The 12,321-nt window shown below is 46.2% G+C and carries 13 protein-coding genes and 1 pseudogene; 9 read left to right on the top strand and 5 right to left on the bottom strand.

Annotated features, from left to right (window positions below; genetic code table 11):
• Positions 1-130: 130 nt before the first annotated feature.
• Together NST07_RS19010 and NST07_RS19005 are read right to left on the bottom strand one after the other, a co-directional pair.
• On the bottom strand, positions 131-583 hold the full coding sequence (locus NST07_RS19010) for a hypothetical protein (RefSeq protein ID WP_341093786.1): 453 nt from the start codon (positions 581-583) through the stop codon (positions 131-133).
• Between the two features lie 96 nt (positions 584-679).
• Positions 680-1,099: pseudogene (locus tag NST07_RS19005) on the bottom strand (FtsX-like permease family protein); the annotation flags it as partial.
• A 186-nt stretch (positions 1,100-1,285) separates the two neighbouring features.
• On the opposite strand from NST07_RS19005, the gene NST07_RS19000 reads away from it, so the two are divergent.
• On the top strand, positions 1,286-1,705 hold the full coding sequence (locus tag NST07_RS19000) for a hypothetical protein (RefSeq protein ID WP_341378850.1): 420 nt from the start codon (positions 1,286-1,288) through the stop codon (positions 1,703-1,705).
• A 295-nt stretch (positions 1,706-2,000) separates the two neighbouring features.
• Here the strand turns inward: NST07_RS19000 and NST07_RS18995 are convergent, their stop codons facing one another.
• Complete coding sequence (locus NST07_RS18995) at positions 2,001-2,741, bottom strand: hypothetical protein (protein WP_341378849.1); 741 nt, start codon at positions 2,739-2,741, stop codon at positions 2,001-2,003.
• Positions 2,742-3,038: 297 nt separating this feature from the next.
• Between NST07_RS18995 and NST07_RS18990 the strand changes: the two genes are divergently transcribed.
• The gene (locus NST07_RS18990; RefSeq protein ID WP_341093780.1) at positions 3,039-3,590 is read left to right on the top strand and encodes a TetR/AcrR family transcriptional regulator; all 552 of its coding nucleotides are present in this window, start codon (positions 3,039-3,041) and stop codon (positions 3,588-3,590) included.
• Positions 3,591-3,968: a multidrug efflux SMR transporter gene (locus NST07_RS18985; RefSeq protein ID WP_341093779.1), complete on the top strand. Its 378-nt coding sequence runs from the start codon at positions 3,591-3,593 to the stop codon at positions 3,966-3,968.
• A gap of 415 nt (positions 3,969-4,383) precedes the next feature.
• On the opposite strand, the gene NST07_RS18980 is transcribed toward NST07_RS18985, so the two are convergent.
• Positions 4,384-4,722: a L,D-transpeptidase gene (locus NST07_RS18980; protein WP_341093776.1), complete on the bottom strand. Its 339-nt coding sequence runs from the start codon at positions 4,720-4,722 to the stop codon at positions 4,384-4,386.
• A 175-nt stretch (positions 4,723-4,897) separates the two neighbouring features.
• Positions 4,898-5,524 (bottom strand): transcriptional repressor LexA, encoded by a 627-nt coding sequence (gene lexA, locus NST07_RS18975; protein ID WP_038592979.1) that lies wholly within the window; start codon positions 5,522-5,524, stop codon positions 4,898-4,900.
• Positions 5,525-5,817: 293 nt separating this feature from the next.
• On the opposite strand from lexA, the gene NST07_RS18970 reads away from it, so the two are divergent.
• The 6 genes from NST07_RS18970 (at position 5,818) to metH (ending at position 12,168) form a co-directional block, all read left to right on the top strand.
• Positions 5,818-6,231 carry a LysM peptidoglycan-binding domain-containing protein gene (locus tag NST07_RS18970; protein ID WP_341093774.1) on the top strand — a complete coding sequence of 138 codons (414 nt, stop codon included), beginning with the start codon at positions 5,818-5,820 and terminating at the stop codon, positions 6,229-6,231.
• Positions 6,232-6,341: 110 nt separating this feature from the next.
• A complete protein-coding gene (locus NST07_RS18965; protein ID WP_038592973.1) occupies positions 6,342-6,551 on the top strand; it encodes a DUF896 domain-containing protein in 210 nt (69 codons plus the stop codon).
• A 50-nt stretch (positions 6,552-6,601) separates the two neighbouring features.
• A complete protein-coding gene (locus NST07_RS18960; protein ID WP_341093773.1) occupies positions 6,602-7,129 on the top strand; it encodes a hypothetical protein in 528 nt (175 codons plus the stop codon).
• Positions 7,130-7,164: 35 nt separating this feature from the next.
• Positions 7,165-7,950: an HAD family hydrolase gene (locus NST07_RS18955; protein ID WP_341093772.1), complete on the top strand. Its 786-nt coding sequence runs from the start codon at positions 7,165-7,167 to the stop codon at positions 7,948-7,950.
• A 238-nt stretch (positions 7,951-8,188) separates the two neighbouring features.
• Positions 8,189-8,611, top strand: coding sequence for a FixH family protein (locus tag NST07_RS18950; RefSeq protein ID WP_341093770.1), 423 nt, complete (start codon positions 8,189-8,191; stop codon positions 8,609-8,611).
• Between the two features lie 119 nt (positions 8,612-8,730).
• Positions 8,731-12,168: a methionine synthase gene (gene metH / locus NST07_RS18945; protein ID WP_342479943.1), complete on the top strand. Its 3,438-nt coding sequence runs from the start codon at positions 8,731-8,733 to the stop codon at positions 12,166-12,168.
• The last annotated feature ends 153 nt before the right edge of the window (positions 12,169-12,321 follow it).

Raw genomic sequence — 12,321 nt, 5'->3', positions numbered from 1 at the left:
AAGTGTAGACAAGGAGCGCCGAGGTATAAAACTGCGGGCCTCAGAGGATGATTGGGATTGGATCAAGTTAGATGAGAGTGACTAAATAAAAAATCCCCGTAGTCTCCGGGGATACAAACTAAAAAGATCATTACCCATTACCTGCTACTGCGCTCCCACTGAAGCATCTTGCTCCTAAAGTAATGCCATAATTAGTAACTACATAAATGGTATATCTGAGTTGACCTGAAAGTACATCTGCAGCAGGAGGGTAGTCAACGGCGGTCAGTCCGCTCATTTCATAGATAGACTCAAATTGCGTAGCTGGCTTTTGGTAGACGGTGGAAAAGATCTGAGTACCGTTTCGCAGTATGGTAAAGGTAGCATTAGGGACGACAGTTGAACTTGAAGAAGCGGATAACGTTAGCCGGGCATACGCATTTAGTGTCACCCGGACCAAGCCAACATTTTCAGGGGAAACACTTGTTGTCTGTAATCCTATATCTCCAAACGTGTAGGGAAAAGAAGATGAACTTAGCCCTAACGCTGGTGTATCAGATGTACTATCTTGGGCAATACGCATATCTAAAAATTGAATACTCATATATTTCACCTATCCTCTCATGTAGCTAATACAGCTTATGAGAGTGAATGATAGATTGTTTGTATTAAGATAAAAAAAGTAAGAGAAATTAGCTATTTATTCAGCTGTCCGAAGCCGTTCCAAAATACTTTTTCTGCCGCTTAGAGAATAGCCGGCTAGTGGAATACAGATTCCAAGTAATAATAGAATAGGCAGTACACCGAGCAAGGGCCAGATAATGAATTTATAACTCATAAACCACATTAAATCAGTAAAGGGTTTTGCAATCAAGAGTAAGGATAGACTTCCTAATAAGCTTGAGCATACTCTGGTACCAAGTACAGCCCTTCATAGATAAGCATTGTTTTCAATTGTTTATTGGTCATACCAGTGCTTTGCAATATGGCAAATTCCTGGCGACGGGTCAAAATACTAGTTAATATCGCATTTGCAAATCAGTACACCAATTAAACCAATAATCAAGCTAAGTGTTCCGCCAATCACTACTACTGTATTTTGCATACCTGTGATTTCATTCTTTACAATACCATCGCTCAAAGCGATATCATCTTCAACTATTAATATGTTATTCATTATTTTTCTCCGATCCTGTCAGTTTTACTTAGCGCAATAACTAAAAAAGATGTTTAGCCGGGTGTTATTAATCTACGCATTAACATCTCCCAAGAATAGTATAAAGCAGAACTGGGAGGAGATGATGAAATGGCAGAAACGGTTATTGCGTATAGTGATAATGTTGTAACTCCTATTACTAATGGTATCAGTTTGCCTATTCCTAATAATGGTGGAGGCGTACAGATTGCATCGTTGTCGGTGTTTATTGACCCTGCAAATCCCAAGTCATTCAACCATAGGGTGGAATTAAGGGCCTTAATTGGTGTTAGATTAGTCGGAGCCGGAAATATTAGACTTCTTGTGCGTATTTGGCGGGCTGGTACTGAAATTTACTATAATCTGGTAACTAATGTCTTTGATAATAATATAACACTTGAAGAATTGTTTGTAGAAACAGCGCCACTGGGTGTACAAAACTATCAATTGATCATTGAGAATCAGACTCCGGCAACTACTGCTTTTGTCTCCGGACCTTTAGTCTTTACGGCTACTGTAACTGGAAAATAGTTCACCATCCTTTGACGAACAATACCCCGTCAGTGTTTATAATGACGGGGTATTGATGTCTATGTTTAAGCTTTTCCCATACAGGTGCCGAAAGTGATTATGGATTTTATGGAGCAAATGAAACATTTTGCACAATATATCGAATTACGAAGAATGCAATAATGAACACGGAGGCGAAACCAAGTAAAAAGGAAACGATAGCTTTGTCTGAACGCGTGAGTTTACTCATTGCGGTCACTCCTAGTTAATATTTAGTAGATTATACAATTAATCGGTGTACATCACAAACTACTTATTAATTTACTTGGATGAACTGCTCAACGAATTGTTGCCGGTCTCTTTTGTTGAAGTGTGGATTGCTTACTTTCTCTCTCCATATCTCATTGGAAGCCAGTGTACTGAAGTCCACGTTATAAAATCGCTCGATTTCTCCTTGCGTGAGAGCTACGGAATAGATTTTCCCATCGTAGGGAATCACCATGTCAATCGAAGCAGCTCCGGGGAATTGCGCAAATAATCGGCTTGTTTCTTCCATGAGCAGTTTGTTTATTTGGTCGCCTGTAGAAAAGTAATCGATGTAATCTTCTTTTGTAATGCCGGAGGTTGGGTTCGCTTCTTTATATGCTTGGTAAGTCTCAAAAAAAGTAACCGTTATATTGTCTGTCCCGACGTTTACGTCTTTTATAAAAGTTTTACCTGTAAGATTGGCAGTAAAAGCCAGCACCTCGTCAGCAGATAAAGGTACTTGATCAGCAGACGTTGCTTGAGTGGCGTTGACAGTTCGTTCGGCTGAAGGTGAAAGGGGTGGGGCAGTTGTAGGTTCTGCTGTAGGCTTAGTCGTTGGTTTTGTTGCTGGAGATGGACTTGATTCAGTTGTTGGCTTGGCAGTAACCATCGGTGTTGCTAGCGCCGTAATCGAAGAAGTATGATCATCTGACTTGTCATCGTTCCCGAGGGTAACCAACCCTATGATGCCGGCGGCTACTAAGACCACCCAGAACCACCAAATTGTATAGAATGGTTTGTTCTTTTTCATCTTTTTCCTCCCGCCTGTAAGGGTGAATTCCTGTATAACTCTAGGATAGCCCATTCATTCACCTTACATAAGTATGGATAAGACATATGCGCGTAACCAAACTTAAAGAGAACGGCCAATAGCGGAACGAATAGCTGATCTTCAAACTATATGGTAGTTATTACCCATTTTGTGGGCATTGCAAGCGGATAGCGTATTCACAATATATTTTTGCTTGCGGAGTAGTCAGGTTATTTATACTTATATTGGTTTGACAAAAAACCGTCCAGACGGTACAGTTCAAATGGGGGTGATAAGGTGACTGTACATAACAACAGCTCTAAGAAAAAAATGATTTTGCAAGCGGCTTCCTCCATTGTTCGTGATCAAGGGGTGGAGCACTTAACTCTGGAAGCTGTGGCCAAAGCGGCCAACGTGAGCAAAGGCGGTTTACTGTATCACTTTCCTAACAAGGAACAACTGGTTTCCGGTATGGTGGATGAGCTGACCCGAAACTTTACGGAAGATGTTCAGAGCCGTGTAGAGCATGACCAGCGAGAAGCTGGTAAATGGAGCAGGGCGTACATTGAATCTACTTTTTATGGTTTTGGAGAAGGCAGTGACATGAACTCGGTGCTGGCAGCAGCTTTATTTACGAATCCAGGGTTGTTGACAAACATGCAGGAGAAATATGCTGAATGGCAACACAATTTTGAAAATGACGGTGTGGATCCACTTCGTGCAACCATTGCCCGACTGGTGACCGACGGACTCTGGTTTGCAGAAAAGTTTGGACTGGCACCGCCAGATCAGGAGTTAAAAGAACGCATTTACAAAGAATTGATGGACGGAGTAAAGGAGGAGAAGTAAGTGCCGTATCTGTTTTTGGCGATATCCATTGCCAGCGAACTTGTAGGAACTTCGATGCTCAAAGCATCGCAAGGATTCACCAAAATTATTCCTGTAATCGTAATGCTGATTAGTTTTATTTGCTCGTTCTTCTTTTTGTCGTTATCACTGAAGACTATTCCATTAAATACGGCCTATGCAATTTGGTCTGGAATCGGGGCGGTAGCTACAGTTCTTATCTCGGTACTGATCTGGAAAGAAAAAATAAATACAGGCAGCGTAATAGGAATAACCTTAATCGTCATTGGTGTGATTGTGCTGAATTTGCTGGGTCCCGGACATGGTTCCTCTGATGAGGCTGCCGAAACACAACAAACCAGCCTTTCCGATAGAGCCTAAGCTGAAGCTGAAGAAATAAAGATCATATACAATTTGTTCCAAACAATAGTATAGTGACGAAATAACAGTACCCTGCCAGAATGGTGGGGTATTTTCATATTCAAGAATACAGGGGAGTGAGTGAAAGTTGTTTGTGCATAGAGGAAATTTATTCCTTAATGGAATTGGCGTGTTTAGCGTATTGATGTGGCTCATATCGGTTGTAGCTTGTATTTACGCATTCGTACTGTTGGTTAAACTTGCCCGGAGAGGAATAATAGCTTTGGATTTGTACATATATGCTAAAAATCGTGAAATACGCGACCGGTATGAATCGGCAGACAGGAAGGACCCATATTAAGCACAATGAAAAACACCCTCGATCATTTTTTTGTGATCCTTAGGGTGTTTTTGCTTTTGTCTGATCACCATGCTGTTAATCCCTTATTGTAACCCGTGTTCCAATAGGCACGATTGCTGCAAGGGCCAGCACATCCTCATTGTACATGCGGATACAGCCATGGGAGACCATATGTCCGATGGAGGAAGGGTCATTCGTTCCATGAATGCCGTAATGTGGTTTGGATAGACCCATCCAGAATGCACCGAAGGGTCCGCCAGGCTTAGGCTGTTTGTTAATGATAGTGTATTCTCCCGCCGGTGTAACGGTAAGCATGGTGCCAATACCGACAGGGAACCCTCTGGTAACGATGTTATTGTCAAGCAAATAAAGCATGCGCTGCGACAAATCAACAATAATCCGATAATTAGGCATAGATTCAGCACTCCTTTGCTATCAGAATATGTGCGGAGTGCTGTTGCTGTTCGAAGGAATTGTTATATGGGATAAACAGAACAAATGTTCGTGATGAGTAAAATGACCATTTGAAAAGGGGAAAGGGCTGCTTCACTTTTTCAAGTGAAGCAGCCCTTAAATATGAACAAAAATATTAATGGATATCGCGGAAGAGACCGATAACTCGTCCCAAAATCGTAACGCGGTTAAGACGGAGGGGTTCATAAGCCGGATTCTCCGGCTGTAGACGAATGTGGTCACGTTCTTTGTAGAATGTCTTGACTGTAGCTTCGTCTTCTTCGGTCATGGCAACGACGATATCGCCGTTGTCAGCAGTCTGCTGCTGGCGGACGATTACATAGTCACCATTCATAATACCTGCTTCCACCATGCTGTCACCGAGAACGGAGAGCATAAATACCTTGTTATCTCCCACATAGTGGGAAGGTAGTGGGAAGTAATCTTCGATATTCTCCGTTGCGGTAATCGGCACCCCGGCGGTGACCTTACCTACGACAGGAATACGGGTAACCGTCTGTACGAATTGATGTACATTCTCGGAATCTTCCTGGCCGAGCAGCTCAATTGCACGCGGTTTCGTAGGGTCGCGGCGGATAAGGCCTTTCTTCTCAAGCCGGTCCAGATGGCCGTGCACTGTGGAGCTTGAGGCCAAGCCTACAGCTTCACCGATTTCCCGGACGGACGGAGGATAACCCTTGCTACGGACTTCGTTACGTATAAATTCCAGGATCGCCAGCTGACGACTCGAAATCTTTGACATCGGAATCAACCCCATATAGTATGTTTGGGAAAATTATAACATAGAACTTCCGTTCGTACAAACATAAGTTCTAACAATCTGAGATTAATAGTGGAAATAGTAGCCTTTTACCATATTAGTATCCAATAACGGTTTGAAAATGGCGGGAAAAGGCAATGCCGGTGCTGAAAACTGACACATTTATGGATACGGAAAAAAAGCGAACAATTGTTCTAAAAAATCTATTGATCAAAACACATGTTCGTGTTATATTATTTTCGAAAGTAAGAACAAGTGTTTGGAGGACGATGACAATGTTAAAATACAGTACATACCGCAGCATCTACGAAGAGGCCGGTGAAGTTAATTCAACTAGAGGACATTCTGCTTCTAATCATATGAATGAAATGAAACAATCCGCCGCCGCTTTATTTTCGGAGATCATAGGACTATGCCGGAAAGAGTATCTGGTGAAGCTAATGCTGGTCTTTATGCTTGTTGTATCGGGATTTACAGTTGTTGGTAATGTTTTTGCGAGTTCAGCATCATTAGTGAAGCAGGAAAAGCGGGTAGTAGTTGAACGCGGAGACACGCTCTGGAGTATCGCCCTTAAGAACAAACCAGCGGGAATGAAGACGGTCGTATATATAGAAGGAATTAAAAAAACAAGCGGTTTGAAGAACGGGAACATTCAGGCCGGAGATATACTGACATTGCCTGTGTATTAACTTCATCATAAGCAGTATAGACTGACGTAAAGAGCTTTCAGGGGGTAGACCTTGACAAGCTCTTTTTCTCATGGCAAAGTTAGAATGAATTTATAGGGGAGGGGAAAGCATTGAATATTGACGAATTGGTCGCACGCATCAATGAACTGGCACGCAAACAGAAGAATGGCGGCCTGAGTGAAGAGGAATTGGCTGAACGGGCCAAGCTCCGCGAGATTTATCTGGGCAACATCCGCAGCAACTTCCGGGCCCAGCTCGACACTATTGAAATCGTGGATAATGATGAGCATGAACAAGGCAACAAGGGACTCAAACATTAGTCCAGTGTGTCTTTTTCATAGATATTACAGGATGACTAGGGGGAACTGACATGGCCCGTTCTTGGGAAAGAATGGTTCAACGCAACACACAGCAGATCAACAAGCAAAGAAAGAAGCAGGGCAAGGATTCCATTTATGCTTCTTCGTCAAAATCAGCTGCGAAAAATAGTGATATCTTTAAGGGCCGCAACATTGCATTTCCTGTTGTTCTAATGCTGCTTGGAATTATGTTCTGGGTGGTAGGCTCGATCGACGAGGCCAGAGGCAGTGGCATCCTTGCCAATTGGCTGGGCGTCGTTCTTTACTTTGCGCTGGCGGCACTTCTATTCTTCCGGCGTCCGTATCTGAAGGTTGAGCGCAACAGAGTGTCTACGATTAAGTATAACCGTGAACGCTGGCTGCAAGCTGGAGATATTGAGAAGATCACTTTGTCCCGTGGAGTGGTCGTGCTTAAATATAAGGGCAAGCGCAAACAGTGGATTTTCTCCAAGCTGATTAACCGCTATAACACTGAGGCCATGGGTGTACGCCTGGAGGAGTTCGGCAAAGCCAATAACATCGAAGTAGTACACGAGTAGGAAGATATAACAGCGTAGGGAGAGGGAGAAATCTAATGCCAATTACCGCCGTACTATTTGATCTTGACGATACATTGCTCTGGGATGAACGGAGTGTTGAAGAAGCCTTCCGCAATGCATGTGAAGCTGCAGGTGACTCCATTGATCCTAAAGAGCTTGAAGTTGCTGTTCGCAGGGAAGCCAGGAATCTTTATGAAACTTATGAGACGTTCCCTTTTACAAAGATGATCGGGATTAATCCTTATGAAGCACTTTGGTCCAATTTCTCAGCTGGAGAACAGCCGGAGTTCCGTAAGCTCCAACAGTTGGCTCCTGTATACCGTAAAGAATCGTGGCGGCGTGGTCTGGCCTCCCTCGGTGTCGAAGATGAGGTGCTTGCCGAAACGCTGGCAGACAGGTTTGCTGCCGAGCGCCGTAGCCTGCCGTACATGTATGAAGAGACGTTACAGGTGCTTGATGCACTACGTGGTAAGGTGAAACTACTGCTGCTTACGAATGGTTGCCCGTCACTGCAGCAGGAGAAGCTCGACGGAGTGCCTGAGCTTATCCCCTATTTTGATCATGTAGTTATCTCAGGCAGCTTTGGCAAAGGAAAACCGGACAAGGATATCTTCCTGCATGCTCTTTCGCTGCTGGATATAACCCCTGAACAAGGGATCATGGTCGGCGACAAACTCACGACGGATATTAAGGGCGGCTTGGCCGCTGGTCTGACTACTGTCTGGATCAACCGTACCGGCAAATTACCAAATCCTGAGATTCAGCCGGATTATAGAATCGGCCATCTCTCTGAGCTCCTCCCCCTGGTACAATCGCTATAGTGTAACCTTTGAGAAGCCGGTATCCCTAATGGGATGCTGGCTTTTTTGCGCTCAAACAAAGAGGTTGGCCAATTATAATAGGGAGATAATCCATCTGTATATGACTAACTTCACGAAAAAGGCGTGAAAGTTTAAGCAATCTTCTAAAATTGCGAATATGTTGTGTATAATAGTAAAAGAATGCAACCACAAGCTGGAAATATCATTATAAATTCTACCTTGGTCGGGAGGACTCCGGATGATAAAACCCAAGAAGCTGATTACTCTTTTTACGATTGTGACGATGTCAATGATTGTAAGCTGTTCAGGTAATAGTGGGAAATCAAGCCATATGCATGACGGATCAGAGCACTCTATGGAGCCGATTCACGTCGAACTGAGCTGGAATCCGGTGGACGTATCGGTAAATCAAAAGGTGGTTTTTGAGGCTGTGGTCTCCCAGGGGAGTGAAGCTGTGGATGATGCGAAGGCGGTGCTTTTTGAGATTGTGAATAAGAATAATGAAGAAGACAAGCAGGAGCTTGAAGGCAAGCTCTCCGGCAACGGTACATATAAAGCTGAGGCGATCCTGATGAAGGAAGGCAAATATGATGTGACTTCGCATGTAACAGCTAGAACACAGCACTCTATGCCGACTAAAGAACTTACAGTGCAGCCATAATGAAATAGAGATAGCGGCTGGCTATAAAGAAAAACTATTATGCAGAGTGGAAAGGAAGGCTTTTCGATTCCGCTTTATTCTGCTAAACTTACTCTAATGTTTTACTGGGGGGATATGAAGTGGCTAAATACACACTTGCTGAAAGCTTGCAGCAGCGGATACTGATTTTAGACGGAGCAATGGGCACGATGATTCAACAGGTGCCACTTACCGGAGAGGATTTTGGCGGGGATGAGCTGGATGGCTGTAATGAGATGCTTGTGCTCACCCGTCCGGAGGTTATACAGACTATTCATGAGCAATATCTTGAAGCAGGCGCAGATCTGATCGAGACGAATACCTTCGGCGCAACCTCGGTTGTGCTTGCCGAATACGATATCCCTCAGCGGGCCCGGGAGATTAACCTGGAAGCTGCGAGGCTGGCCAGAAATGCTGTTGAAAAGATTGAAACGCCCGATCACCCGCGTTACGTAATCGGGGCGATGGGCCCGACAACAAAAACGCTTTCGGTCACCGGAGGCGTAACATTCCAGGAGCTGGTGGATAGCTACGAGGAGCAGGCTATAGCGCTGATTGACGGCAAAGTGGATGCCCTGCTGCTGGAAACTTCCCAGGATACTTTGAATGTGAAAGCCGGAAGCATTGGGATCCGCAACGCCTTTGAGAAGGCAGGCATCACTTTGCCGGTCATGATCTCGGGTACTATCGAACCGATGGGCACGACGCTTGCTGGACAGAATATTGAGGCGTTCTATATCTCGCTGGAGCATCTGAAGCCGATCTCCATCGGGCTGAACTGTGCAACCGGACCCGAGTTTATGCGCGATCATATCCGGTCACTCTCGGCAATCTCTTCGGCAGCAGTTAGCTGCTATCCCAATGCCGGGCTGCCGGATGAGAACGGGAACTATCATGAGTCACCGGATTCACTTGCCCGCAAGCTGGCCGGTTTTGCCGAGAAGGGCTGGCTGAATATTGCCGGCGGGTGCTGCGGAACGACACCGGATCATATCCGGGCGATGGCTGAGACACTGGCAGCTTATCCGCCGCGCCAGCTGGAGGGATGTCATCCGCCCGCATTATCAGGCATTGAGCCTGTTTATGTTGAGAGTGACAACCGTCCTTATATGGTAGGTGAACGTACGAATGTACTCGGCTCACGGAAATTCAAGCGGCTGATCGTGGAAGGAAAATACGAGGAAGCCTCGGAGATTGCCCGGGCACAGGTCAAAAGTGGAGCTCAGGTCATTGACGTCTGCGTACAGGATCCGGACCGCGATGAGATCGAGGACATCAAGCTGTTTCTGGAGCTGGTAGTCAAAAAGGTGAAGGTTCCATTGATGATCGATACAACCGATCCCAAGGTTATTGATCTGGCGCTGCAATATTGCCAGGGTAAAGCGATTATTAACTCCATTAACCTTGAAGATGGTGAAGAAAAATTCGAACTGGTTACACCGCTGATTCATAAATACGGGGCTGCGATTGTCGTAGGCACGATTGACGAATCCGGACAGGCCATTAAAGCGGAAGACAAGCTGGAGGTTGCCAAACGCTCCTATGATCTGCTGGTGAACAAATATGGGCTGGCGGCAGAGGATCTGATATTTGATACACTGGTGTTCCCTGTTGGCACAGGGGATGAGCAGTATATCGGCTCTGCTAAAGAGACTATTGATGGCATCCGCATGATCAAGGAAGCCCTGCCTTCCGTGCATACGATACTGGGGATCAGTAACGTTTCTTTTGGACTGCCGGAAGCGGGCCGTGAGGTGCTGAACTCGGTCTTCCTGTATGAATGTACGAAGGCCGGACTGGATTATGCCATTGTGAATACGGAGAAGGTAGAGCGTTATGCTTCCATCCCGGAAGAAGAGCGTCATCTGGCTGAACAGCTGATTTACAATACGAATGATGAGACTCTGTCTGCCTTCGTTGCCGCCTTCCGTGAGAAAAAGGTTGAGAAGAAAGAGAAGATCTCCAATCTTTCGCTGGAGGAACGGCTCGCTTCCTATGTGGTTGAAGGAACGAAGGAAGGTTTGATACCTGACCTTAACGAAGCGCTGACCAAAAGTGGTCCATTGGAAATCATCAACGGGCCGCTTATGGCTGGAATGTCCGAGGTGGGGCGGTTATTTAACAACAATGAGCTGATTGTCGCTGAAGTGCTGCAAAGCGCTGAAGTGATGAAGGCCTCTGTCGGCCATCTGGAGCAGTTTATGCAGAAGGACGAGACATCGGTGAAAGGCAAGATTATGCTGGCCACCGTCAAAGGGGATGTCCATGATATCGGTAAGAATCTTGTGGAGATCATTCTCTCCAACAATGGTTACCAGATCGTTAATCTGGGTATAAAAGTACCACCTGAAAATATCATTGAGGCTTTCCGCCGGGAGAAGGCCGATGCAATCGGCCTGTCCGGCCTGCTCGTCAAGTCGGCGCAGCAGATGGTCCTGACTGCCCAGGATTTGCGCTCAGCAGGTATTGATGTGCCGATCATGGTAGGCGGTGCCGCGTTGACCCGTAAATTCACTAAAAATCGTATCCGGCCTGAATATGACGGCCTGGTACTGTACGCTAAAGATGCGATGGATGGTCTGGATATCGCTAACCGGCTGATGAATCCGCTGGAGCGGGCCAAGATCGAAGAAGAGGTCCGCCTTGAAGCGGAGGCGGCGGTTGCGGTGGCACCGCAGCAGGAGCTTCCGGTGCTGACCCGGGCCGTCCGGTCCAAGATTTCAGCAGATGCACCTGTATTTACTCCGCCGGACGTAGAGCGCCATGTGCTAAGGGGTTATCCGCTTGGTCATATCATTCCATATGTGAATATGCAGATGCTGCTGGGCCATCACCTGGGATTACGCGGTTCGGTGGAAGCACAGCTTGCCGCAGGGGATGCCCGCACCGTGGAATTGAAGGAGACAGTGGATGACATCCTGCATCACGCGATGCTGGAGGGCACCATTAAGCCTCATGCCATGTATCAATTTTTCCCGGCACAGTCCCGGGGCAACGATATACTGATCTATAACCCGCAGAACACTGCAGAGGTTCTGCATACCTTTACTTTCCCGCGGCAGAATGTCGAGCCGTTTCTCTGTCTTGCCGACTTCCTGAAGCCAGTGGAGAGCGGAATTATGGATTATGTCGGGTTCCTGGTCGTTACCGCCGGTCATGGTGTCCGTGAATTATCGACCGAACTGAAAGACAGGGGGGATTACCTCCGTTCTCATGCTTTGCAGGCAGTGGCGCTTGAGGTTGCTGAAGGGCTTGCTGAGCGTGTTCATCACATGATGCGGGATACCTGGGGCTTCCCGGACCCTGCAGATATGACGATGAAGCAGAGACATGGTGCGCGGTACCAAGGGATCCGCGTTTCCTTCGGATATCCCGCCTGCCCGGACCTGGAGGATCAAGGGCCCCTGTTCAAGTTGCTTATGCCGGAGGATATCGGCGTCCATCTTACCGAAGGCTTCATGATGGAGCCGGAAGCGTCGGTATCAGCGATGGTCTTCGCCCATCCAGAAGCGCAGTATTTCAACGTAGAGAAGCTGTAAGCTTCCCACTCCCCATGGACTGGTCTGAAGGTGAAATCCTTCTAAGCGGAACCTCCCGTAATCGGGAGGTTTTTTGCTGGGAACGAAGCTGGAGCGGAAGAAATGCAGAGAAAGATGATTTCGTATCGTAAAAGAGGTAGAATGCATTTCATA

The organism is Paenibacillus sp. FSL L8-0340 (genome assembly GCF_038593145.1).
GTDB lineage: Bacteria > Bacillota > Bacilli > Paenibacillales > Paenibacillaceae > Paenibacillus_AQ.
Note: the sequence above shows the minus strand (reverse complement) of the source record. Positions and strands in the feature narration are given on the sequence as shown.